The following is a 22937-nucleotide window of genomic DNA, read 5'->3' as shown; positions in this document are numbered from 1 at the left end:
GGCGCCGCCAGTCGAGCACGTTTTACAAGCCGCCTTCACTTCCATTTCGGACCACCTGCTCCTGCCTGCGCCCCGGCCGGGCGCACCCCCTGGGGCCGGATGTCTGGACCGCTCCGGTTACCGGCAAAGCCGGAACCGGGGGGACCAGAACTGCAGGGTAGTTTCGCATCAAACAGGTCCTCCGTTGCAGCAGCCCGTACCAGGCCGATCCGCCGCCCAATCCGCCCGGCTCCAGGAGCCGGTTATCGGCCTGCCGTCATGGATCACGCCCTGCCCGCCCCCGGCTGTTGCCCGGCCTTGAGCCACCGGCTCATCTCGCGTGGGGGCAACGGCTGCGAGAACAGGTAGCCCTGCAGTTCGTCACACCCCTGGCGCCGCAGCAGCGCCTCTTCCTGCGGAGTTTCAACGCCCTCGGCGATCACCTGCATGCCCAGCGCGTGGCCCAGATGCACGATGGCCTGGGTCACCTCGGCCATGGCCGCGTCGTGCAGCATCTCCTGCACGAAGCTGCGGTCGATCTTGAGCCGCTGCACCGGGAACCGGTTCAGGTAATGCAGATTGGAAAAGCCGGTGCCGAAGTCGTCCACCGACAGTGAAATGCCATTGTTCTCGAAGATGTCGAAACATTCGCGCAAGGCGTCGCTGTCGCGGACCAGCGCCGATTCGGTCAGCTCCAGTTCCAGCTGCTGCGGCGGCCAGTTGTGGCGTGCGCAGGTCTGCAGCACGCGGCTGGCGAAGCCGCTTTCACGCAATTGCAGCGCCGAGATATTGACGGCGATGCGCTCGAACACCAGCCCGCCCTGCCGCCATGCGGCCGCCTGGCGGCAGGCCTCATCCAGCACCCATTCGCCAATGCGGTTGATTTCCCCGCATTTTTCGGCGATCGGGATGAATTCGGCCGGGCCACAGTCGGCCACCACCGGCGACGCCCAGCGCACCAGCGCTTCGATGGCCGGCGGCCGGGAGGGATCCACATTCACCAGTGGCTGGTAGACCAGCGAGAACTCCTGCCGGTCGACCGCGCCGTGCAGGGCATATTCGATCTCCAACGCCCGCCGGGTTCGTACCAGCGCCTCGGGGCTGTAGTACTGGTAGGTATTGCGTCCGGCCGCCTTGGCCGCGTGCATGGCGGCATCGGCGGCGCGCAGCAGTGAATCGAAATCGTTGCGCGACTCTTCCATCAGGGCGATACCGACGCTGGCGCCGACCTTCAAGGTGTCATCGTTGCGGTACAGCGGCTCGGCCAGCGAGGCGATCAGCTTGCGCGCCACAACCGCCGCATCGTCCGGGCTGGGCAGATCGCGCAGGATGACGATGAACTCGTCGCTGCTGAAGCGGGCAAACAGATCGGCGTTGCCCAGGCTCTGGTGCAGGCGCGCGGCCGCCACCTTGAGCAGGGTGTCGCCGGTGGCGTGGCCGAACGCGTCGTTGACGCTCTTGAAACCATCCAGGTCGATGAACAGGAGCGCCAGTGTTCCCCCGCCCTCGCGCGCCTGCAGGATCGCCTCGTCGGCCTGCTCGCGCAGCAGCAGGTGGTTGGGCAGCCCGGTCAGCAGATCGTAATGGGCCAGAAGCTCGATGCGCTCGTTGGCCTCGCGCTCGCGGGTGATATCGCGGAACAGCACCACGAAGCGTTCGGGCAAGCCTTCGCGGCGGTCCAGCTCGATCTGCACCTGCGCCCAGACACGCTGCCCGGACGGCCGGTAGAAGCACAGTTCCAGCTGCTCGGGCAGCCCTCCGGCGCCGATACGGTCCAGTGCGGCGAGGAAGTTGTCGCGCGAATCCTGCGTGTACAGCGTAAGCGCCTGTTCCAGCGAGACCGGTTCCTTGCGCAGGCCATGGAGGCGATAGCACTCCTCGGTCCACAGCATGCCGCCGCCGACCACCTCGATCTCGCAGCCGCCGATTCCGCCCAGTGCCGATACCCGGTTGAGCAGCTCGGTGCGCCAGCGGATCAGTGCATCGGTCTGCCGCTGGCTGGAGATGTTGCTGGCGTGGCCGATAATGCGTTGCACGTCACCGCGCGCATCCGCGCAGGGCTGCATCCAGATGCGCAGCTGCATGGCGCTGCCATCGGCGCTACGGTGATCCAGATCGAAGGTGTATTCCCTGCCTTCGCGCAGAACCCGCCGCCAGGCGGAAAGCACCTGGGTACGGGCGCCGCGCCCCAGATGCCGCATCCAGCGCCGGTCCTGCCGCAAGACGCCGTGGGGATGATCGATGACCGCGTGCAGCGCATCGCTCCAGTGCATGCGCCCGCCGCCAGCACCGGCTTCCCAGACCCAGCTGCCCATACCGGCGATCCGTTGCAGGTGATGCAGCTGTGCTTCCAGCAGGTGGCTGCCGGGATCGGGCGTGATCGGCGGACAGTCTCCGGCCACATACTCGCCGGCGCCGGGGAAAGCCGGTGACGCGCCCATTATCTGCTGCCTCAGGTTTGAACCGACACCGTGTTCCACGCCCCACCGCTCCGATATCCGGGAAGTAAAACGGTAGCGGCGGCGCTGTCCGGAAATTGAGCGCCCGGCCTGCCTGATCGGAGCGAGCGGCTAAGATAGACGCCGGATCCCCCCGGCGCGCAAATGGAAACCGTACCGTCCCCCGCTCCCTTGTCGCCCCCTCCTGCTGCCGCGCTGGAAGCGTCAAGGCGCAGCCTGCGCTGGTGCACTCTTTTCCTGCTGGCGTTGTTGCTGGGCTGCGGTGCTTGGGGACTGGCGATTCCGGCGCTGTCATCGTCGAAGGCCCTTTCCATTGCGGTGGTCTGCCTGGCCACCCTGGCCCTGGCCGGCCTGCTGCTGGTCCTGCATGCGCGACGCAGGCTGGCCGAGGCGCAAACAGAGCAGGCCCGGCTTGAAAGCGGCTACCACGACTACCGGCAGCGTTTCCATTCCAACGCCGGGGCGATGCTGATCTACGACATCGGTTCGTTGCAGATACTGGACGCCAATCCGGCCGCGGAAGCCCTGCTGGGCTGGAGTGCCGAAGAGCTGTCCGGCGTTTCCATCCAGCGGCTGGTTCCGCCGGAGCGGGAAGAGGCGCTTGGCCAGCACATGGTGGACGTGCAACAGCAGCCCGGGAAACGCGCACACCTGCTGATCGAACTGCTGCTGCGCGACGGCAGCCGGCGCGCGGCTGAACTGTGGGGCAATCCGCTCACCTTCCGCGGGCGCCCGGCCCGCCTGGTCAACCTGGTCGACCGCGCCGAGGAGGCCGCCACCCGGCACCAGCTCAGGACCGCACTGGACCGCATACGCGAAGCCCAGTCGATTGCCGCGATCGGTGCGGTTGAAATCGATCCCCACAACCGCCGCATCCGCCTGTCGAACGAAGCCGGCCACCTGCTGGCGCGCCGCTCTGCGCCCGCTCCGCTCTGGCAGCCGTTGCGCGAGGCCCTGCCGCTTGGCGAACGCCAGGCCGATGAACTGCAGCAGCGCATCGCCGCGCTGGCCGGTGCCGGGGCGACGCCGCTGGACATGCTGCTGCAGGTACGGGCGATGGATGGCCGTCTGCTGACGCTGCACCTGCGCGCGCGCGCGGTTCCGGCGGATGCTCAAACCGCAACGATCCAGGGCACCTTGCAGGATGTCAGCGAACGCGAGCAGTCACGGCAGCTGCTGCGCGAGCGCGAGGAACAGTTCCGCGAACTGGTGCGGGTACTGCCCGATGGCGTTGTCATCCTGTCGGACGAGCACGTGCTGTACATCAACCCGGTCGGAGCCGAACAGTTCGGCTCCACGGCCGAGCAGTTGACCGGAACGCACCTGCAGTCGCTGATCGCCAGCGAGGACCTGCCGCGGGTACGCGATTACCTCAACCTGCCGCGCCGCTATCTGGACCGGCTTCCGCCACTGGTGCCGCATATCCAGCGCCAGGACGGAAGCCGCTTCCTGGCGGCATTGTCGGTGGGCGAGCTGCGCTATGGCGGCCGCGACTGCCGCCTGCTGGTCATCCGCGACCTTACCGAGCTGGAATCGAGCCGGGTGGCGCTGGAGACCGGCAACCGGGAATTGCAGGCCATGGCGGCGCGGCTGTTTTCGGTGCAGGAGGACGAGCGCAGGGCCATCTCCCGTGACCTGCATGACGATATCGGCCAGTCCATCACTGCGATAAAGCTGGCCGCACATGCGGCCATGCATGAAACCGATACGGCGCACCGCAACGAGGATATCGGCCAGATCATCGAGCTGGTCGACAGCACGGTGACCCGGCTGCGCAACCTGTCGATGCTGCTGCGCCCGCCCCAGCTGGACGCCCTCGGCCTGGAAGCGGCGCTGAGCTGGCAGGCCGGCCAGCTGTTCCGCGCCTCACCGGTGGAGCTGCTGCTGGAAATAGAGGCGCTTTCGCAACGTCCGGACAATGCCATCGAACAGGCCTGTTTCCGTATCGCCCAGGAAAGCCTGACCAACAGCCTGCGCCACGCCCGCGCCAGCCAGGTCCGCCTGCGTCTTGCGGAAACCGGCGAGGGGCAGCTGCACCTGACGGTCGTCGATGATGGCGAGGGCTTCGACCCGGATGGCCCGCGCGGCCTTGGCCTGATCGTGATGCGTGAGCGCGCGCAGAGTGTCGGCGGACGGCTTGAGATCATCACCGCGCCGGGTGAAGGTACCTGCATCGACCTGCACCTGCCCCTTCGTGCCTCGCCGCCGCCCGAAACAACTGCCGGACACTGACCATGTGGATGACCGCCCCTTCTTCAATGTTCGCGCCGGACACGCAAACGGCCCGGCTGGGTGCGGGCAATCCCGAGTTCGCATCCCTGGTCACCACTGCCGCCAGTGGCGGGCCGCCGCTGGTGGTGATGCACCTGGATATCGACCACTTCGCCTCGGTCAACGAGAACATGAGTGCGGAAGTGGGCGACCAGGCGCTGGAGCTGATCGCCGAACGGTTGCGTGCCCAGCTGCAGGGGCGTGGAAGGCTGTGGCGACACGGCAGCGACGAGTTCCTGATCGCCATTCCCCGCACCCCTGGCGATCCGCTGCCGGAAGAGATCGCCGAGCAGTTGCGCCAGCAGATGGAGCTTCCACTCTCGGTATTGCCCTACACCCTGTTCCTGACCGCCAAGATCGGCGTCAGCCTGTGCCCGGAGCATGCCACCCAGCCCAGCCGTCTGCTCGACCTTGCCGAGGACGCGGTGCACCAGGCCGGTCGCGAGGGCGGCAACTGCGTGCACCTGCACATGCTGCACAAGCCGCGCAGCGCGCACACCGAAAGCATCATCGCCCGGCAACTGGTCGATGCCATCGACAACGGAGAGCTGCGGCTGCGCTACCAGCCACTGGTCAGCGCCCGCGATGGCCATGTGGTCGGCATGGAAGCGCTGCTGCGCTGGCAGTCGCCCACCCTGGGCCTGCTGGTTCCCGAGCGCTTCATGCGCACCGCCGAGCGGCTGGGCATCATCGTCCAGATCGGCTCCTGGGTGCTGGAGTCCGCCCTGCGCCAGGTGCGGCTGTGGCTGGACCAGGGCTTCGACGACTTCAGCGTGGCCATCAACGTCTCCACGCTGCAGCTGCTGCGCCCCAGCTTCTTCACCGAAGTGCTCGAGACGCTGCAGTCCACCGGTGTGCCGGCGCGCATGCTGACACTGGAGATCAACGAAAGCGCGCTGACCAACAACGTCAACTTCGTCCACGAAACCCTGGCCAATCTGCGCAACGAGGGCATCAGCCTGAGCCTGGACAATTTCGGTACCGGCGATTCCAGCCTCAGCGCACTGGTGCGCTATCCGGTGGACAAGCTGAAGATCGACCGCAGCTTCATCAAGAGCGCGCCGGCGGCCAACCGCGAGGCGGCGATCAGTCGCGCGATCATCGCCATGGGCCACCAGCTGGGCATGACGGTGATCGCCAACGGCGTCGAGTCACAGGCGCAGCTGGGCTTTTTGCGGCGCAACGACTGCGACGTGTTCCAGGGCTACATGTTCGGCGAGCCGATGTCGGCCGATGCCGCCGGCATGACCTTGCGGCGCCGCTACCTGCGCCCGGAAGCCTTTGCCGAAACCCGCCCGGACCAGACCTTGCTGCTGCTGGATGATGAGGAAAACGTGCTGCGTTCGCTGGTGCGCCTGTTTCGCCGCGACGGCTACCGCATCCTTGCCGCCGGCAATGTGCGCGATGCCTTCGACCTGCTGGCGATCAATGACGTGCAGGTGATCCTGTCCGACCAGCGCATGAGCGACATGAGCGGAACCGAGTTCCTGGGGCGGGTGAAAATGCTCTACCCGGACACCATCCGCCTGGTGCTTTCCGGCTATACCGACCTGACCACGGTGACCGACGCGATCAACCGCGGCTCGATCTACCGCTTCCTGACCAAGCCGTGGAACGACGACGAGCTGCGCGAGCACATCCGCCAGGCGTTCCGCACCCATGACGAGAAGCGCGGGGTGGTCAGGAGCGAGTGAGGCAGAACGAGGAGCGAGCGCAGCCCGATTCCTGTGCAGCAGCCGGGCGGCGGTGATTTCTCTGGCCCAACTCCACGCGTTCCTAGCTCTTGGGCTGACGCACCGGCAGGGTGATGCGGAAACACGACCCCTCGCCCACCGTGCTGTCCAGGTCGATGCGGCCATGGTGCTTGTTGATGATGCCGTAGGAAATCGACAGGCCCAGCCCGGTGCCGCTGCCCACCGCCTTGGTGGTGAAGAACGGATCGAAGATACGCTGGCGCAATTCCGGCGAGATGCCGCTGCCGTTGTCCTGGATCTGCACCCACACCTCATCACCGCTGGTGCCGGTGCTGACCACGATATGCCCGCGCTCGGCCACCGCCTGGCCGGCATTGAGCAGCAGGTTCATGTAGACCTGGTTCAACTCCGACGGCAGGCATTCCACCATCGGCAGATCACCGTACTTGCGCTCCAGCGTGACCTTGTACTTGAGCTCGTTCCAGATGATGTTGATGGTCGAATCGAGCCCGGCATGCAGGTCCACCAGCTTCCAGGCGTCATCACGGCCGGAATAGGAGAAATCCTTCAGGTCGCGCACGATCCGGGTGACCCGCTCGATACCCTCGCGTGACTCGGCCATCAGCTGCGGCAGGTCGCGGCTGATGAAGTCGATATCCAGACGGTTGCGGAGGTCGTCGATTTCCGGAATCAGCGCCTTGGGATCCGGCGCCCGCAATGCGCGCTCATAGGCCTCGATAACGGTGAACAGGCTGCGCAGGTACTCCTGCAGGCTGCCCAGGTTGGAGTGCACATAGCCGATGGGATTGTTGATTTCGTGGGCGACACCGGCCGCCAACTGGCCGATGGAGGCCATCTTTTCCGACTGCAGAAGCTTTTCCTGGGCTCCGTTCAGGCGCTGATAGGCCTGCCGCAACTCGGCGTGGCGTTGCTGCAGCTCCTGCTCATAGTCCTGCTGCCCATCGATATGGCGGAACAGGACAAGGTAGGTGTCCTTGCCGCCATCGGGATGGTGGTAGATCTGTACGGTGACCACGCGCTCACCGACCGGAAGACTGCCGCTCCAGAATCCGGCGCTTTTGGCCTGCACCAGTGCGCCCGGTGGCAACAGTCCGGACAGCCGCGTGCCGAGGGCGGCAGGCGCTACGCCTTTGGCATCCAGCAGAGCGCGTGCGGGCTGGTTGATCAGGGAGGTATTGCCGTTTCCGTCACACAGCAACAATCCGTCCTGGATGCGTTCGGCCAATACGCGCAGCACATCGGCCGAAGGCAGCGGAAACAGGACGTTGGAACGAGGGGAAGAATCGGAAATGGGCACAGCTACCGGCAATCCACGGAATGGAAGGACAATATATACCGTTCACCATGGCGGGTTCCGGCACGGCGGCACACCGCCGGCAGGCTCAGACCACCGCCAGCGGCTTGCGGGTATGCAACAGCTGCGCCTGGCCTTTGGCGTCGTAAGCGGACGCAGTCTCGCTGCGTCCCAGCTGGCGCAAGGCCCAGTTGACCTCACGACGCCGGCGCGCCAGCAGGGCGCCATTGGCACGGTTGCGCTCGGCCAGTTCCTGCAGCCTGACGGCCTCTTCCAGCGGAGGCTGCGCTTCCAGCACCCGCAGGGCCTCAAGCTTGCGGCCGGTCGCGGCGATCAGCGCCGGCACGTCATGCTCGACCAGCGCCTGACGCTCACCGTCCAGCGCATCGCTCAACTGCTGCAGCGGATTGCCCATGGTCAGCTTCATGCGAGCAGCTGCTGGTCCAGGTCCAGCATGCGCTGGGCAATGGCCTCCGGATTGATCCGGTAGCTGCCGTTCTCAAGCGCCTCACGCACCGCCTGCACGCGGGCGTTGTCGATCGCCGGTGCATTGGAAAGCTCGCGCTGCAGGGCCTGCAGGTTGGTGGCCTCGCCGGTCAGGCGCAGGCTGTCGGCCGCTTCCACCGGGCGTGCCGGAGAATCCCCGACCGGGGTGGTCTTGGCCGGAGCGACCGGACGAAGCTGGGCGTTTGCCGTGATGCCGCCGTCGATTTTCTGGCTCATGTGATGAGGGTCCTGATTCGGTTCGTATAGGTTAGCGGCACCGGGCCGGCGATCTTTAAGGGAATTTACCGGGAAACGACAACTTCGCCGTCCGCGCTCACCACGCCCTGCAGCACCTTGCGGGATGAGAGGTTCTCGACCGAGACCCGCTCGTGCTCGCCGGCATCGCCCAGCGCCCGTCCCGCCATGCGTACTTCCACGCCGCCGCGCCGTGCCACCAGCGCCACGCTGTCACCGCGACGGATCACCCGCTGCGCGACCAGATCCCCCGCCGACAGCAGGCTGCCTGCCGCCAGTGTGCGCCGTGCCACCTGCCCTATCGCGCGTTGCGGATCGGACAGCACCGCACCGGCGATCCGTGCGGTATCACGACGGACGATGGAAATATCGGCCGCGGTCAGGGTTTCTCCAGCGGCGATCCCACGTCCCAGCACCAGCACGGGTTGTTCGCGGCGCACCTTCACCGGCACGAACAGGCGCCAGCCACCCGCCTGCGGGCACGTCACCTCGGTGGTGCTGGTGCCGGTGGCCCGTGCCTGCAGCGGCTGCGGACAGGCAGGCAGACGCAAGCCGGCATCGACCAGGGCCTCCCCTTCGGCGGCCGGGTCCAGCAGCGACAGCGCCGCGGTCTTGATCGACGCCACCGACTGGAACCCGGCAGCCCACGCCGGCGCGGCAAGCAGCAGGCACAACAGAAGCGACAGACGCATGGTAACTCCAGGAACAGAATGCCCCCGCAACCATGCAAGCGCCGTGCCGGAATGCGGGCTCAAGTCCATGCCGGCGGCGCCGATACCGCTTGCATGTCACATGACCTGCTCAACCGCATCGATCAGCGCACCCGCCTGGCGGGCCACAACCGGCTCGCCCTGCTGCTTTTCCGCCTTGGCGGACGTCAGCTTTTTGGCGTGAACGTCTTCAAGGTCCAGGAAGTGCTGCGACGCCCGTCGCTGTTCCTCGTGCCCGGCCTGCCCGCGCAGTTCGCCGGGGTGGCCGATGTACGGGGCCGCTCGGTGCCGGTACTCGATCTGGGACTGGCCATCGGCCATCCCGAGCGCGAACCGGAGGCCGACACCTCGCCCGGCTATCTGGTGGTGACCGAGTTCAACCGCTCGGTGCAGGGTTTCCTGGTCAGTGGCGTGGAGCGGATCGTCAATATCGCGGTGGAAGACATCCAGCCACCGCCGGAGCTGGGCGCCGAATCCAGCTACCTGACCGCGGTCACCCGCTTCCAGGGCGAGCTGATCCAGGTCATCGACGTGGAAAGCGTGCTGGCCGACATCGCCCAGAACCGTGACGAGGCCGTGCTTGATCCGTCGATGGCGCTGCCGGCCGATGCGCCGCCGATGCAGGTGCTGGTGGTGGACGACTCGCGCGTGGCCCGCCAGCAGATCCGCAGTGTGCTCGACCAGCTGGGCGTGACCGCCACCCTGCTGTCCGACGGCAAGCAGGCACTGGAGCACCTGCTGCAGATCCATGCCGGCGGCGAGGATCCGGCTGAACGCTATGCCATGGTGATCTCCGACATCGAGATGCCGGCGATGGACGGCTACACCCTGACGACGGAAATCCGCCGCCACCCGGGCCTGGCCGGCCTCTACGTGCTGCTGCACACCTCGTTGTCGGGTGTGTTCAACAACGCCATGGTCGAACGGGTGGGCGCCAATGCCTTCGTCGCCAAATACAGCCCGCACGAGCTGGCCGATTTCGTGCTGACACGGTTGCGCCACGTGGCCGCAGCCGGCTGAAAGCGGTAACACGTCAGAGAAAAGCAACGGGCCGAGCGGCAGCGAACTCCGCCTTCACGGGGATGACGGCCTTTGCGGTGGCCTCCTCTCCTTCCTCGTTTTTTCACCCGTTCCTGCCTTCTGGCACAGGCCTTGCACCTTACCCGGCAACGTTCCGTGGAAGGTGCCGCATGGCAAACCTGATTTCCGACTATCTGGGCATCCACGCCCAGGCGATGCCGCTGCGCGAGCAGCGCATGAAACTGATCGCCGGCAACCTGGCCAATGCCGACACACCCGGCTATCAGGCGCGCGATCTCGATTTCGACGCTGCCCTGCGCCATGCCCAGGGCAGTGCCGGCAATGGCGTGATGGCCACCACTGCCGAGCAGCACTACCGCATCGGTGGTGACGGTCTGAACCCGTTCCAGATCCTGCGCGAAGCCAACCAGCCCAGCCTCGACGGCAACACCGTGGATCCGGACATGGAGCGTGCCGCCTATGGCCGTGCCGCGCTGGAATACCGGGCCTCGCTGAGCTTCGTCGAATCCAAGGTCAAGAACATGTTGACCGCCATCACCGGTCAATAAAGGGTCGCCATGAGCAATCTCCCCATTTTCGATATCGCCGGCTCGGCGCTGCAGGCGCAGTCGGTGCGCATGAGCACCATCGCCTCCAACCTGTCCAACGCCGATTCGCTGGCGGGCTCGCCGGAAGCGGTCTACAAGCCGCTGGAACCGATCTTCCAGGCCGTCACCAGCCGCGAGGACCGCAACCTCACCGGGGTGCAGGTCAAGGAAGTGACGCAAAGCGATGCCGCGCCGATCAAGCGCTATGAACCCAACCACCCGCTGGCCGATGGCGAAGGCTACGTCTATGCCCCGGATATCGATCCGGTGGCGCAGATGGTCAACCTGATCTCCACCTCGCGCAATTACCAGGCCGGCGTGGAAATGCTCAGCACCGCCAAGGAACTGGCGCTGGCCACCTTGACCATGGGCCGCTGACACGCGGCCCGCAGGATCCCTTATTTATGACTACCGTCAACAGCGACCTGTACGGTGCCCTTGGCCTGACCGGTGCCCCGCAACAGGACAAAAAGAAGAACGACGCGCTGGACCAGGCCGATTTCATGCGCCTAATGACCACCCAGCTGCAGCACCAGGACCCGCTCAAGCCGATGGACAACAGCCAGATGGTCGCGCAGATGGCGCAGCTGTCCACCGTGCAGGGCATCAACGACCTCAACAACGCGGTCAGCGGCTTCCAGCAGCAGCTGACCAGCGACCAGATCCTGAAAGGTGCGGCACTGGTCGGCCATGAGGTGCTGGTGCCCTCCACCGAGCTGGCGCTGGAAGCCGAAGGTACGGTCAGCGGTACCGTCGCGGCACCGGGTGCCGGCACCGTCACCGTGGACATCACCGACGCCAACGGCGTGAAGGTGAACCAGCTCACGGTGCCAGCCGATGCCGCCGGCGAGGTGTCCTTCGAATGGGACGGCCTGGATGCCGACGGCAAACGCATGCCGCCGGGCAGTTACAGCATCACCGCCAACCACACCGATACCAGCGGCACGCAGTCCAAGCTCAGCACCTATGTGCAGGCCGAAGTGGAGAGCGTCACCGTCGGCTCCGACGGCCTCTACCTCAATCTCAAGGGCCTGGGCACCGCCCCGCTCGACTACGTGCTGCGCATCAGCTGACCCGGCCCCACGACTCCAGAAGGGAACCTCCCATGAGCTTCAACATCTCGCTGTCCGGCATCAATGCCGCCAACGCCAACCTCAACGTGACGGCGAACAACATCGCCAACGTCAACACCACCGGCTTCAAGGAGTCGCGCGCCGAGTTCGCCGATCTGTTCAACTCCACCAGCTACGGCCTTTCCTCCACCGCGATCGGCTCGGGCGCGCGCCTGACCAACGTTGCCCAGCAGTTCTCGCAGGGCAACATCGACACCACCGGCCGCAGCCTGGATCTGGCCGTCGCCGGCGAAGGCTTCTTCACCCTGTCGATGAACGGCAACCGTGTGTACTCGCGCGCCGGCAACTTCCAGACCGACTCCAACGGCTATGTGGTCAACCCGCAGGGCGCCCGCCTGCAGGTGTTCGCCCCCAACGCCGCCGGCACCGGCTTCGAGGCCGGCCAGCTGACCGACCTGCGCCTGCTGACCACTGACAGCCCGCCGCGCCCGACCAGCAATGTCGAACTGGCCTTCACCCTGCCGGCCAACGCCGCCGTGCCAACGGTAGCCACATTCGACCCGGCCGATTCCAACAGCTACAACCAGTCCAGCGGCGGCATCACCGTGTACGACTCGCTGGGCGTGAGCCACACCCAGACCTCGTACTTCGTAAAAACCGCCAACCCGAACGAGTGGCAGGTCTACAACTACGTCGATGGCATACCCGTCAATAACGGCAGCGTGCCCGGCAATCCCAACGCCGTGCCACCGGTCCCGGCGGTACCCGGCAATCCAATCACGCTGCAGTTCTCTGACAGCGGCCAGCTCACCGCACCGGCCGACGGCAAGATCGTCATGGACCCGTTCACCCCTAGCAGTGGCGCCGGTTCGTTGAACATGTCGCTGGACATCACCGGGTCCACCCAGTACGGCGAGCGCTTCTCGCTGCGCAACACCGCCCAGGACGGCTATGCCTCCGGCAAGCTCAACGAAGTGAGCATCTCCGAGGAAGGCGTGGTCTATGCCCGCTATTCCAACGGCGTGGACGTCGGCCTGGGCCAGGTGGCGCTGACCAACTTCAACAACCCGCAGGGTCTGAAGAGCGACGGCAACAACCTGTGGACCGAAACCTACACCTCGGGCACGCCGCGCACCGGCGCACCGGACAGCTCGGACTTCGGCCAGATCCAGGCCGGCTCACTGGAGGCCTCCACCGTCGACCTGACCGAGCAGCTGGTCAACATGATCACCGCGCAGCGCAACTTCCAGGCCAACTCGCAGATGCTCTCGACCCAGGACCAGATCACCCAGGCCATCATCAACATCCGTTGATGCCGCCGGCTGATCCGCACACGGAACCGTACTGATGGACAAGGCTCTCTACGTTGCCATGACCGGCGCCCGCGCTTCGCTGCAGGCGCAGGGCACCGTGTCGCACAACCTGGCCAACGCCGATACGCCCGGCTTCAAGGAAGCACTGGCCAACACCGAGGCGTTCCGCATTCCCGGCAAAGGCCATCCTTCGCGGATCGACGCGCTGCATGTGGATGCCGGCTTCAACCGCCGCATCGGCGCGCAGCAGATCACCGGCAATGCGCTGGACCTTTCGCTGCAGCCGGGCAACTGGCTGGCGGTGCAGGCCGGCGACGGCAGTGAGGCCTATACCCGCAGCGGTGCGCTGTCGCTGACCCCCAATGGCCAGCTGGTCACCGCCGAAGGCAACGCGGTGCTGGACGAGAACGGCAACCCGCTGGCAGTGCCGCCGTACCAGGCGATCGAGATCGGCCATGACGGCACCGTGTCGGTCATCCCGCAGGGCGAAGGCCCGCAGACGATGGCGATGGTCGGGCGCCTGCGGATTGTCGACGCCGCCGACGAACGTTTGACGCGTGGGCTGGACGGGCTGATGCGCAACACCGAGCCACAACAGCCGTTCGCCCAGGCGATGGGCAAATCGCTGGACAGTGGCATGCTCGAATCCAGCAACGTCGATGCCGCCGGCGCGCTGGTGCAGATGATCCAGTTGCAGCGCCAGTTCGAGATGCAGGTCAAGGTGATCAAACACGGCGACGAGAACGCACGCAGTGCCAACACCCTGCTGCGCCTGAACGGCTGAGCACCCGCTTACCTGCTGTGAAGTCCGAATCCGCGTGCCGCACTGGCGCGCGGATTTTTTTTGTGCGTGTCGTCGGGAAAGCCCTCTGTTCCGCCCACGTCGGAATTCCGGCACCGGGTTTGGCACGGCTCATGCATTGAACCAGGCAAGGCCGCAGCGGCCAACTGGATCAACAGAGGAATCGCACCATGAATCAGGCACTGTGGGTTGCCAAGACCGGCCTGGACGCGCAGCAGACGCGCATGTCCGTCGTCTCCAACAATCTGGCCAACACCAACACCACCGGGTTCAAGCGCGATCGCGCCAGCTTCGAGGATCTGCTGTACCAGCAGGTGCGCCAGCCCGGCGGCGCCTCCTCGGCACAGACGCAGCTGCCGACCGGCCTGCAGCTGGGAACCGGCGTGCGCGTGGTCGCCACCTCCAAGCACTTCGAACAGGGCAGCCAGCAGCAGACCGGCCGTGCGCTGGATGTGATGGTCAACGGCCGCGGCTTCTTCGAAGTGATGATGCCCGACGGCACCTCGGCCTATACCCGTGACGGAAGCTTCCAGGTCAACGACCAGGGCGAGCTGGTCACCAACAGCGGCTACGCGGTGCAGCCGGGCATCCAGATTCCAGAAGGCGCGCAGTCGATGACCATCGGCAGCGACGGCACCATCAGCGTGAAGATGGCCGGCGAAGCGGCATCCGTCGAGATCGGCTCGTTGACGCTCACCGACTTCATCAATCCGGCCGGACTGCAGGCACGTGGCGAGAACCTGTTCCTGGAAACCACCGCATCGGGTCCGGCACAGAACGGCACGCCGGGCTTCAACGGTCTGGGCAGCGTGGTCCAGGGTGCGCTGGAAGGCAGCAACGTCAACGTGGTCGAAGAGCTGGTGTCGATGATCGAAACGCAGCGCGCCTACGAGATGAACGCCAAGGCGATCTCCACCACCGACTCGATGCTCGGCTACCTCAACAACAACGTCTGACCGGTTGCCACAGGGATACCGTCATGAATCGCACTCCACTCCTGCGCCCGTTTTCCGTCATCGCCTGCGCCCTTGTTCTCGGCGGCTGCAGCGTGGCCGGCGACATCCGTCCGTACGCGCCGATGGCACCGATCCAGCCGATCGTGGTGCAGGCCGCCGCCCCCACCGCCGGTGCGATCTACGCCGCCGGCCCGGGCCTGAACCTGTACGGCGACCGGCGCGCACGCGAGGTGGGCGACCTGCTGACCATCACCCTGGTCGAGAACACCATGGCCACCACCAGCGCCACCACCACGATCAGCAAGCAGTCCTCGGTCGATGTCGGAACGCCCACCGTGTTCGGCGCGCCGGTCACGCTGGGTGGCAAGGACATCCTGGGTGCCTCGGCCGAGGCCGAGCGCGACTTCGCCGGCAAGGGCAACAGCGCGCAGAGCAACCGCCTGCAGGGCAGCGTGACCGTCACCGTGATCCAGCGCCTGCCCAACGGCAACCTGGTCGTACAGGGGCAGAAGAACCTGCGGCTCAACCAGGGCGATGAGCTGGTGCAGATCCAGGGCGTGGTGCGCTCGGCCGACATTGCCGCCGACAACACCATTTCCTCCAGCAAGGTCGCCGACGCGCGCATCGCCTACGGCGGTCGCGGCGCGGTGGCGCAATCCAACGCGATCGGCTGGCTGGGCCGCTTCTTCAACTCGGCGCTGGCGCCGTTCTGAGCATGGCCATGAATCTTTCCCCCTTCTTCCGCCGCGTGCCGCTGTTGGTGCTGCTGCTCGCCTGCGCCCTCCCCGCCCACGCCGAACGCATCAAGGATCTGGCCCAGGTCGGCGGCGTGCGTGGCAACGCGCTGGTCGGCTACGGACTGGTGGTCGGTCTGGATGGCAGCGGCGACCGCACCAGCCAGGCGCCGTTCACCGTGCAGAGCCTGAAAAACCTGCTTGGCGAGCTGGGCGTCAACGTCCCGGCCAACGTCAACCCGCAGCTGAAGAACGTCGCTGCCGTGGCGATCCACGCCGAGCTGCCGCCGTTCGCCAAGCCCGGCCAGACCATCGACATCACCGTGTCCTCGGTCGGCAATGCGGTGTCGCTGCGCGGCGGCTCGCTGCTGATGGCACCGCTGAAAGGCGCCGACGGGCAGGTCTACGCGATCGCCCAGGGCAACCTGGTGGTCGGCGGCTTCGGCGCGCAGGGCAAGGACGGCTCGCGCGTGTCGGTCAACATTCCCAGCGTCGGCCGCATCCCCAATGGCGCCACCGTCGAGCGTGCCCTGCCTGACGTGTTCGGCGCCGGCGGCGAGATCACCCTGAACCTGCACCAGAACGACTTCACCACCGTCTCGCGCATGGTCAACGCCTTGAACGCGACCTTCGGCGAAGGCGCCGCGCGTGCGGTCGATGGCGTCACCGTGGCCGTGCAGGCGCCCACCGATCCCGGTGCCCGTATCGGCATGCTGGCGCGGATCGAGAACGTCGAACTCTCACCCGGTGCAGCCCCGGCCCGCATCGTGGTCAATTCGCGCACCGGCACGGTGGTGATCGGCTCGCAGGTGCGGGTCAGCCCGGCGGCGATCGCCCACGGCTCGTTGACAGTGACCGTCAGCGAATCGGCGCAGATCAGCCAGCCCAACGCCTTCGGCGGTGGCCAGACCGTGGCCGTGCCGCAGTCCACCATCACCGCCAGCAACGAAGGCAGCCGCATGTTCCGTTTCGACGGTGGCGCCACGCTGGATGAAATCGTGCGCGCGGTGAACGAAGTCGGCGCGGCGCCGGGCGATCTGATCGCGATCCTGGAAGCCCTCAAGCAGGCTGGCGCGCTGAGTGCCGAGCTCGAGGTGATCTGACATGCGCATTTCCGCCTCGCCGCTGGAACTGAACCCGGCCATCGCCAACGACCCCGCCAAGATCGACAAGGTCGCCCGCCAGCTGGAAGGCCAGTTCGCGCAGATGCTGATCAAGAGCATGCGCGCGGCCAGCTTCGGCGACTCGCTGTTTCCGGGCGAAAACCAGATGTTCCGCGAGATGTACGACCAGCGCATCGCCGAACAGATGACGCGCGGACGTGGCCTCGGGCTGTCGTCGGTCATCGCCCGCCAGCTGGGCGGTGCTGAAGCGGCCGGCAAACCGGCACTGGACACCACCATCACCCCGGCGGCAGCCGCGCGTGCGTACCAGCTGGCTGCGCCCGCCGCCGCAGCGATGCCGTTGCAGCTGCCGGCAAACCCGGCGGACGATCCGCTGGCCGCGCTGGGTGGCGAAGGCCAATCGGCCTACCTGGAACCGCAGGCGCAGGCGCTGGACCTGATTGCCGGGCGTGACACCCGCACGCTGCACAGCTCACTCGGTGGCAGCAGTCCGTATGTCCAGAACGAGACCACCATCGCGCCGGACTGGGCGATGGGCAACGACCGCTGGAACAATGTGACGGCCGCCTCGCGCGGCGACACCGTGGACAGCGCCAGCGCCGATCTGGCAGCCACGTCGCTGGGCAAGCACACCCCCGAAGGCTTCGTCGCCAGCATCTGGCCGCACGCGCAACGCGCCGCCAGGGAACTGGGCGTGGACCCGCGTGCGCTGGTCGCCCAGGCCGCACTGGAAACCGGCTGGGGCAAGCGCCAGATCAAGCATGCCGACGGCAGCACCTCGCACAATCTGTTCGGCATCAAGGCCACGGGCTGGAGCGGCGAGCGTGCCACCACCGGCACCCACGAGTACGTCAACGGCCAGCGCCGCAATGAAGTGGCGAGCTTCCGCGCCTACGGATCGATGGCCGAGAGCTTTGGCGACTACGTGCGCCTGCTGAAGAACAACCCGCGCTACCAGGCCGCGCTGCGTGCCGGCGATGACGTGCAGGGTTTTGCACGGGGCTTGCAACAGGGGGGGTACGCCACCGATCCGTCCTACGCCGCAAAGATCACCGCCATTGCCAATGGCCCGACCATCGAACGCGCGGTAGCCGCCATCGGCGATGCCGGTGTCCGCATGGGCCGCACCTTTGCCAGCAACGCCGGGTTGTCCGGCATCACCCGACGTTGAGATAGCCGTCCATGTCCAATGTTCTTTCCACCGGTACCAGTGCCCTGCTCGCTTTCCAGCGGGCGCTGGCCACCGTCAGCCACAACGTGGCCAACATCAAGACCGACGGCTACAGCCGGCAGAAGGTGGATTTCGCCACGCGCGATCCCTCCAACGTCGGCTATGGAGACGTGGGCAACGGCACCAAGATCATCGATATCCGCCGCGTCGCCGACCAGCTGGCGATCTCGCGGCTGCTCGACAGCAGCGGTGAACTGGCGCGGCTGGAGAAGCTCTCGACAATGGCCGACCGCGTGGATGCGCTGTTCTCCGATTCGGCCACCAATGTGGCCGGCGTGTGGTCGAACTTCTTCGATTCGGTCAGCGGCCTGTCGTCGAATGCGGCGGGCACCACCGACCGCCGCAACATGCTCGACAACGCCTCCACGCTGGTCACCCGCTTCAAACAGCTCACCGGCAACCTGGAGACGCTGGGCAACGAGGTCAACAACGGCCTGATCGCCGGCGCCGGCGAGATCAACCGGCTGGCGGCGGAGATCGCCCAGATCAACGGCACCATCGGCAGCAACGCCGCGGCCGCCGCGCCGGACCTGCTCGACCGCCGTGACCAGCTGATCACGCAGCTGGTCGGCTACACCGGCGGTACCGCGGTGATCCAGGACGGCGGCATCATGAATGTCTACGCCGCCGGCGGGCAGGCACTGGTGGTGGGCACCACCGCGTCAAAAATCACCACCCTCGCCGACCCGTACCAGCCCGAGCGCCTGCAGCTGGCGATCCAGACCCAGGGCATGACCGTCAGCCTGGGCAACAAGTCGCTGGGTGGGCAGATCGGCGGCCTGCTGGAGTTCCGCGACAGCGTGCTGACGCCGGCAGAAGCCGAGCTGGGCCGCATCGTCGTGGGTCTGGCCCAGTCGTTCAACGCATCGCACCGCGAAGGCATGGACCTGTATGGCGACATGGGTACGGACTTCTTCAACCTGGCCCCGCCCAGGATCAGCAACCACAGCGGCAATACCGGCAGCGCCACGCTGAGCGCCAGCTATGGCGACACCACCGCGCTGGACGGCCAGAACCTGTTGCTGCGCTTTGACGGCACCAACTGGCAGGCCACCCGCGCCGATACCGGCGCCAGCGTGCCGATGGCCGGCGCCGGCACCGCGGCCGATCCGTTCGTGGTCAATGGCGTGGAGTTCGTGGTCGGCGGCACGCCCGCCGCCAACGATCGTTTCCTGCTGCAGCCCACCGCTGCGGCCACCGGTGGCCTGTCGGTGGCGATCACCGATCCCTCGCGCATCGCCGCCGCCGATCCGGTCAAGGCCGCCGCCGATCTGGCCAACAGCGGCACCGGCGTGCTCGGCAAGCTGGACATCCTCGATGTCGGCAACCCGGCGCTGCTCAACCCAGCCAGCATCGAATTCCTCGACGCCAACCAGTACATGATCGATGGTGCCGGCCCGTTCCCCTACACGCCGGGCCAGATCATCAGCGCCAACGGCTGGAGCATCGTGGTCGATGGCAAGCCCGCGGCCGGTGACACCTTCACCATCGGCAAGACCGCGCCTGGCTCCGGCGACAACGGCAACGCCGCGCGTCTGGCTGGCGTGGAAGATGCCAAAGCCTTCAACGGCGGCACCATCACCCTCAACGGCGCACTGGGCGGGCTGACCACCCAGATCGGCTCGGCTGCCCGCGCGGCCGAGTACTCGCTGCAGGCGCAACAGGTGATCAACCAGAACGCACAGGCCAGCCGTGACGCGATTTCCGGCGTGAACCTCGACGAGGAAGCGGCCGACATGCTCCGGCTGCAGCAGGCCTACCAGGCTGCCTCGCAGCTGATCTCCACCGCCGACACCATGTTTCAGACCATCCTGGGAGCCGTTTCCCGATGAACAACCGTATCTCCAGCAGCATGATGTACGACCAGTCGGTGTTCCTGATGATGTCCAAGCAGAGCAAGCTCTCGCATCTGGAACAGCAGCTGGCCACCGGCAAGAAGATCGCCACCGCCAAGGACGACCCGGTAGCCTCGGGTGCCGCCGTCGGCATGGATCGCATCCTGGCCGAACTCGAACAGCTCGGTGCCAATGCCGGCAACGCGCAGAACCGTCTGGGCCTGCAGGAAAACGCGCTGACCCAGGCCGGCGACCTGTTGCAACGCGTGTCCGATCTCTCCATCCAGGCCAACAACGCGGCCCTGTCGGCCGATGATCGCAAAGCCGTCGCCAACGAGCTCAAGTCCATCAAAGAGCAGATCCTGGCGCTGTCCAACACCACCGATGGCAGCGGACGTTATCTGTTTGGCGGTGCCGCTGACGGTGCCGCGCCATTCACCCTGAGCAACGGATCGGTGATCTACAACGGCGACCAGAACCAGCGCCAGGTGGAAGTCGCCCCCGGCACGTTCATCAAGGACACCCTGCCGGGCAGCGAGATCTTTCTGCGCATCCGCACCGGCGATGGCACGGTCGATGGCGGTGTCGCGTCCGGCAACACCGGGCAGGGGATCCTGACCCAGATCAGCCGCGATGGCTCGGGCAGTTGGGATGGCTCCAGCTACACCCTGCGCTTCACCGCCGCCGACACCTATGAAGTGGTCGACGCCAGCAGCACCGTCATCGGCACCGGCAACTACGCCAGCGGCGAGGACATCGTCTTCGAAGGCCTGCGCGTGCGCATCGAAGGCGCGCCAGTTGCCGGCGATGAATTCAACGCCGGTCCGGCCGGTACCCGCGATGTGTTCAGCACCCTGGACAAGCTGGTGCAGACGCTGGAGATGGACACCTCCACCCTCGCCGGCCGCACCGCCCAGCAGAACGCGCTGCAAGCGTCCATCCGTGACGTGTCCCGCGCTGCGGAGGCACTGATCGATGCCCGCGCCGCCGGTGGCGCCCAGCTCAAATCCATCGATGACGCCGCCGCCCTGCGCGAGGCCAATTCGGTGACCTTGAAAACCTCGCTGTCGCAGCTGCGCGACCTCGATTACGCCGAAGCCATCGGGCAATACAAGCTCGAAGGCGCGGCACTACAGGCGGCCCAGACCATCTTCACCCAGATGCAGTCGATGTCGCTGTTCAACATGATCCGCTGATCCAATCCACCGGCAGCGGCGCTGCCATTCCATAACGCATTGCAGTCAGTACATACGGAGAAGGCCCCATGGCACAGATCATCAATACCAACATCATGTCGCTGAACGCCCAGCGCAACCTCAACACCACCGGCACCTCGTTGGCGACAACGATCCAGCGCCTGTCCTCGGGCCTGCGCATCAACAGCGCCAAGGACGATGCCGCCGGCCTGGCCATCTCTGAGCGCTTCACCACCCAGATCCGCGGTATGGACCAGGCTGCCCGCAACGCCAACGATGGCATCTCGCTGGCGCAGACCGCCGAAGGCGCACTGGGCGAAATTGGCAACAACCTGCAGCGCATCCGCGAACTGGCCGTGCAGTCGCGCAACGCCACCAACTCCGATTCCGACCGCGCCGCGCTGGATGCCGAAGTGCAACTGCTGAAGGCCGAGATCCAGCGCGTGGCCGAGCAGACCAACTTCAACGGCACCCCGCTGCTCAACGGCAGCTTCCAGAACCAGGCCTTCCAGGTCGGCGCCGACCAGGGCCAGGTGATCAACATCGCGCAGATCGCCAATGCCAACATCAGCGCCCTGGGCAACTGGAACCGGGTGGATACCGCTGCCACGGTACCGACGACAGCAGCTACCGGTGGTGCCAATGCCGGCACGCCCAATACAGGTGCTGGAACCATCAATACGACCAATTTCGAGGCTCCCAATGGCACCGCTACGCCTTTCACCTACGATGCGTTCAGCCTGACCATCAACGGCAAGACCGTGCAGGTCAGCGGCGTAAACGACGGCACCAACGACGGCGATGCACGGACCAAGTTGCTGGCCAATATCACCAACGCCATCAACAACGATCCATCCATTGGTGGCCCCACCGGCATCCAGGTGGGCGCCGGCGGTGCGATCACCAACAACGGCGCGGCCTTGACTATCGGCGGCCCCGGCTCGCACATCCTGGGTGGCGCTATTGCTGTTGCCAGCGCCACCGGCTATGTCGCCGCTGACTTCACGGAGGGCAGCTTCAAGCTGACCGGCCCCAAGGGTGAAACCGTCATCAATTACCCGGCCGCAGGTGGCAGTGCCCAGCGTGCCAGCGATCTGGTGAAGATCATCAACAACCAGAGCTACAACACCGGCGTCACCGCCTCGCTGGATAACGGCAAGCTGCTGCTGTCCTCAGCCAGCGGCAACGTCGCTGTTGCCGCGACGGCAACCGGTGCCACCGCTGATGTCGATCTGCTGGCGGCTACCGGGCTGGCCGCCGGTGCCACCGGAGCGGTTGGCAACCTCCCCGCTCCGGCCACCGCTATCGGCACCGCTTGGGTTGCTGGCGCTGCGGAGACCGGTTTCGCCGAGCTGGACATCACCACTGCAGTGGGCGCCGACAACGCGCTCAACGCCATGGACGCGGCCCTGCAGGCGATCAACTCATCGCGCGCAGACCTTGGCGCCATCCAGAACCGCTTCACCTCCACCATCGCCAACCTCAACACCACCTCGGAAAACCTGTCGGCCTCGCGCAGCCGAATCCGTGATGCCGACTACGCCAAGGAAACCGCCGAGCTGACCCGCACCCAGATCCTGCAGCAGGCCGGCACCGCGATGCTGGCCCAGGCCAACCAGGTGCCGCAGAACGTATTGAGCCTGCTCAAATAAGCCGTAGCCCGGGTAAGGCCGAAGGCCGCACCCGGGAAGCACACCGATGTTCCAAGGCCCCGGCCCCGCCCGGGGCCTTGCCTTTGTAGCCTTGCCACGTAGCCCGTATATGGACTCCTCCCGATTGCCAAGCCGCTTTTGAGTTTTTCCGGTAGAGACTGCGAACGTATATTCGGCCTGTGAGTGAAGCCTGTGCTTCTGGCCATGATGGAGCAGTCGCCCGC

General features: G+C 66.1%; 19 protein-coding genes and 1 pseudogene. 15 read left to right on the top strand and 5 right to left on the bottom strand.

What is annotated here, in order from left to right; all coding sequences use genetic code 11:
- Window positions 1–263: 263 nt before the first annotated feature.
- Window positions 264–2330, bottom strand: a pseudogene (locus ACSBPQ_RS07405) (putative bifunctional diguanylate cyclase/phosphodiesterase); the annotation flags it as partial.
- Between the two features lie 252 nt (window positions 2331–2582).
- Between ACSBPQ_RS07405 and ACSBPQ_RS07400 the strand changes: the two are divergent.
- Both ACSBPQ_RS07400 and ACSBPQ_RS07395 read left to right on the top strand, forming a co-directional pair.
- The gene (locus ACSBPQ_RS07400) at window positions 2583–4670 is read left to right on the top strand and encodes a PAS domain S-box protein (RefSeq protein WP_442684373.1); all 2088 of its coding nucleotides are present in this window, start codon (window positions 2583–2585) and stop codon (window positions 4668–4670) included.
- 8 nt (window positions 4671–4678) lie between these two features.
- On the top strand, window positions 4679–6403 hold the full coding sequence (locus tag ACSBPQ_RS07395; protein WP_442684372.1) for an EAL domain-containing protein: 1725 nt from the start codon (window positions 4679–4681) through the stop codon (window positions 6401–6403).
- 82 nt (window positions 6404–6485) lie between these two features.
- On the opposite strand, the gene ACSBPQ_RS07390 is transcribed toward ACSBPQ_RS07395, so the two are convergent.
- From ACSBPQ_RS07390 to flgA, 4 genes are all read right to left on the bottom strand, one after another.
- Window positions 6486–7715 carry an ATP-binding protein gene (locus ACSBPQ_RS07390; RefSeq protein ID WP_442684540.1) on the bottom strand — a complete coding sequence of 410 codons (1230 nt, stop codon included), beginning with the start codon at window positions 7713–7715 and terminating at the stop codon, window positions 6486–6488.
- 91 nt (window positions 7716–7806) lie between these two features.
- Entirely contained in the window at window positions 7807–8139 is a 333-nt protein-coding gene (locus tag ACSBPQ_RS07385; RefSeq protein WP_442684539.1) for a flagellar protein FlgN, read from the bottom strand.
- Between the two features lie 2 nt (window positions 8140–8141).
- Window positions 8142–8441 (bottom strand): flagellar biosynthesis anti-sigma factor FlgM, encoded by a 300-nt coding sequence (gene flgM, locus ACSBPQ_RS07380; protein ID WP_442684371.1) that lies wholly within the window; start codon window positions 8439–8441, stop codon window positions 8142–8144.
- Between the two features lie 65 nt (window positions 8442–8506).
- Window positions 8507–9151: a flagellar basal body P-ring formation chaperone FlgA gene (gene flgA / locus ACSBPQ_RS07375; protein WP_442684370.1), complete on the bottom strand. Its 645-nt coding sequence runs from the start codon at window positions 9149–9151 to the stop codon at window positions 8507–8509.
- Between the two features lie 93 nt (window positions 9152–9244).
- Between flgA and ACSBPQ_RS07370 the strand changes: the two genes are divergently transcribed.
- The 13 genes from ACSBPQ_RS07370 (at window position 9245) to ACSBPQ_RS07310 (ending at window position 22713) form a co-directional block, all read left to right on the top strand.
- The gene (locus ACSBPQ_RS07370) at window positions 9245–10189 is read left to right on the top strand and encodes a chemotaxis protein (RefSeq protein ID WP_442684369.1); all 945 of its coding nucleotides are present in this window, start codon (window positions 9245–9247) and stop codon (window positions 10187–10189) included.
- A gap of 170 nt (window positions 10190–10359) precedes the next feature.
- Window positions 10360–10758, top strand: coding sequence for a flagellar basal body rod protein FlgB (flgB, locus tag ACSBPQ_RS07365; RefSeq protein WP_442684368.1), 399 nt, complete (start codon window positions 10360–10362; stop codon window positions 10756–10758).
- 9 nt (window positions 10759–10767) lie between these two features.
- A complete protein-coding gene (gene flgC, locus ACSBPQ_RS07360) occupies window positions 10768–11175 on the top strand; it encodes a flagellar basal body rod protein FlgC (RefSeq protein WP_442684367.1) in 408 nt (135 codons plus the stop codon).
- A gap of 26 nt (window positions 11176–11201) precedes the next feature.
- Window positions 11202–11870, top strand: coding sequence for a flagellar hook assembly protein FlgD (locus ACSBPQ_RS07355; RefSeq protein ID WP_442684366.1), 669 nt, complete (start codon window positions 11202–11204; stop codon window positions 11868–11870).
- A 32-nt stretch (window positions 11871–11902) separates the two neighbouring features.
- Window positions 11903–13183 (top strand): flagellar hook protein FlgE, encoded by a 1281-nt coding sequence (gene flgE / locus ACSBPQ_RS07350; protein ID WP_442684365.1) that lies wholly within the window; start codon window positions 11903–11905, stop codon window positions 13181–13183.
- Window positions 13184–13217: 34 nt separating this feature from the next.
- Window positions 13218–13967: a flagellar basal body rod protein FlgF gene (locus tag ACSBPQ_RS07345; protein WP_442684364.1), complete on the top strand. Its 750-nt coding sequence runs from the start codon at window positions 13218–13220 to the stop codon at window positions 13965–13967.
- Between the two features lie 188 nt (window positions 13968–14155).
- Window positions 14156–14941 (top strand): flagellar basal-body rod protein FlgG, encoded by a 786-nt coding sequence (gene flgG, locus ACSBPQ_RS07340; RefSeq protein ID WP_442684363.1) that lies wholly within the window; start codon window positions 14156–14158, stop codon window positions 14939–14941.
- 23 nt (window positions 14942–14964) lie between these two features.
- Complete coding sequence (gene flgH, locus ACSBPQ_RS07335) at window positions 14965–15654, top strand: flagellar basal body L-ring protein FlgH (protein WP_442684362.1); 690 nt, start codon at window positions 14965–14967, stop codon at window positions 15652–15654.
- A 2-nt stretch (window positions 15655–15656) separates the two neighbouring features.
- Window positions 15657–16778 (top strand): flagellar basal body P-ring protein FlgI, encoded by a 1122-nt coding sequence (locus ACSBPQ_RS07330; RefSeq protein ID WP_442684361.1) that lies wholly within the window; start codon window positions 15657–15659, stop codon window positions 16776–16778.
- Window position 16779: 1 nt separating this feature from the next.
- Complete coding sequence (gene flgJ, locus ACSBPQ_RS07325; protein ID WP_442684360.1) at window positions 16780–17970, top strand: flagellar assembly peptidoglycan hydrolase FlgJ; 1191 nt, start codon at window positions 16780–16782, stop codon at window positions 17968–17970.
- Window positions 17971–17981: 11 nt separating this feature from the next.
- Complete coding sequence (flgK, locus tag ACSBPQ_RS07320; RefSeq protein ID WP_442684359.1) at window positions 17982–19862, top strand: flagellar hook-associated protein FlgK; 1881 nt, start codon at window positions 17982–17984, stop codon at window positions 19860–19862.
- Entirely contained in the window at window positions 19859–21061 is a 1203-nt protein-coding gene (gene flgL, locus ACSBPQ_RS07315; protein WP_442684358.1) for a flagellar hook-associated protein FlgL, read from the top strand. The genes flgK and flgL overlap by 4 nt, the downstream gene beginning before the upstream one ends.
- Before the next feature lie 68 nt (window positions 21062–21129).
- Window positions 21130–22713 (top strand): flagellin N-terminal helical domain-containing protein, encoded by a 1584-nt coding sequence (locus ACSBPQ_RS07310; RefSeq protein ID WP_442684357.1) that lies wholly within the window; start codon window positions 21130–21132, stop codon window positions 22711–22713.
- Window positions 22714–22937 lie beyond the last annotated feature (224 nt).

Source organism: Stenotrophomonas sp. JC08, from assembly GCF_052180205.1.
In the GTDB taxonomy this organism is placed as follows: domain Bacteria; phylum Pseudomonadota; class Gammaproteobacteria; order Xanthomonadales; family Xanthomonadaceae; genus Stenotrophomonas.
The sequence above is the reverse complement of the archived record's forward strand: the minus strand, read 5'-3'. Positions and strand labels throughout refer to the sequence as shown.

What these genes read in the sequence shown, in the direction of transcription:
- ACSBPQ_RS07400 (WP_442684373.1), top strand. Translation starts at nt 2,583, where the DNA reads ATGGAAACCGTACCGTCCCCCGCTCCCTTGTCGCCCCCTCCTGCTGCC.
- ACSBPQ_RS07395 (WP_442684372.1), top strand. Translation starts at nt 4,679, where the DNA reads ATGACCGCCCCTTCTTCAATGTTCGCGCCGGACACGCAAACGGCCCGG.
- flgM (WP_442684371.1), bottom strand. Translation starts at nt 8,441, where the DNA reads ATGAGCCAGAAAATCGACGGCGGCATCACGGCAAACGCCCAGCTTCGT.
- flgA (WP_442684370.1), bottom strand. Translation starts at nt 9,151, where the DNA reads ATGCGTCTGTCGCTTCTGTTGTGCCTGCTGCTTGCCGCGCCGGCGTGG.
- ACSBPQ_RS07370 (WP_442684369.1), top strand. Translation starts at nt 9,245, where the DNA reads ATGTCACATGACCTGCTCAACCGCATCGATCAGCGCACCCGCCTGGCG.
- flgB (WP_442684368.1), top strand. Translation starts at nt 10,360, where the DNA reads ATGGCAAACCTGATTTCCGACTATCTGGGCATCCACGCCCAGGCGATG.
- flgC (WP_442684367.1), top strand. Translation starts at nt 10,768, where the DNA reads ATGAGCAATCTCCCCATTTTCGATATCGCCGGCTCGGCGCTGCAGGCG.
- ACSBPQ_RS07355 (WP_442684366.1), top strand. Translation starts at nt 11,202, where the DNA reads ATGACTACCGTCAACAGCGACCTGTACGGTGCCCTTGGCCTGACCGGT.
- flgE (WP_442684365.1), top strand. Translation starts at nt 11,903, where the DNA reads ATGAGCTTCAACATCTCGCTGTCCGGCATCAATGCCGCCAACGCCAAC.
- ACSBPQ_RS07345 (WP_442684364.1), top strand. Translation starts at nt 13,218, where the DNA reads ATGGACAAGGCTCTCTACGTTGCCATGACCGGCGCCCGCGCTTCGCTG.
- flgG (WP_442684363.1), top strand. Translation starts at nt 14,156, where the DNA reads ATGAATCAGGCACTGTGGGTTGCCAAGACCGGCCTGGACGCGCAGCAG.
- flgH (WP_442684362.1), top strand. Translation starts at nt 14,965, where the DNA reads ATGAATCGCACTCCACTCCTGCGCCCGTTTTCCGTCATCGCCTGCGCC.
- ACSBPQ_RS07330 (WP_442684361.1), top strand. Translation starts at nt 15,657, where the DNA reads ATGGCCATGAATCTTTCCCCCTTCTTCCGCCGCGTGCCGCTGTTGGTG.
- flgJ (WP_442684360.1), top strand. Translation starts at nt 16,780, where the DNA reads ATGCGCATTTCCGCCTCGCCGCTGGAACTGAACCCGGCCATCGCCAAC.
- flgK (WP_442684359.1), top strand. Translation starts at nt 17,982, where the DNA reads ATGTCCAATGTTCTTTCCACCGGTACCAGTGCCCTGCTCGCTTTCCAG.
- flgL (WP_442684358.1), top strand. Translation starts at nt 19,859, where the DNA reads ATGAACAACCGTATCTCCAGCAGCATGATGTACGACCAGTCGGTGTTC.
- ACSBPQ_RS07310 (WP_442684357.1), top strand. Translation starts at nt 21,130, where the DNA reads ATGGCACAGATCATCAATACCAACATCATGTCGCTGAACGCCCAGCGC.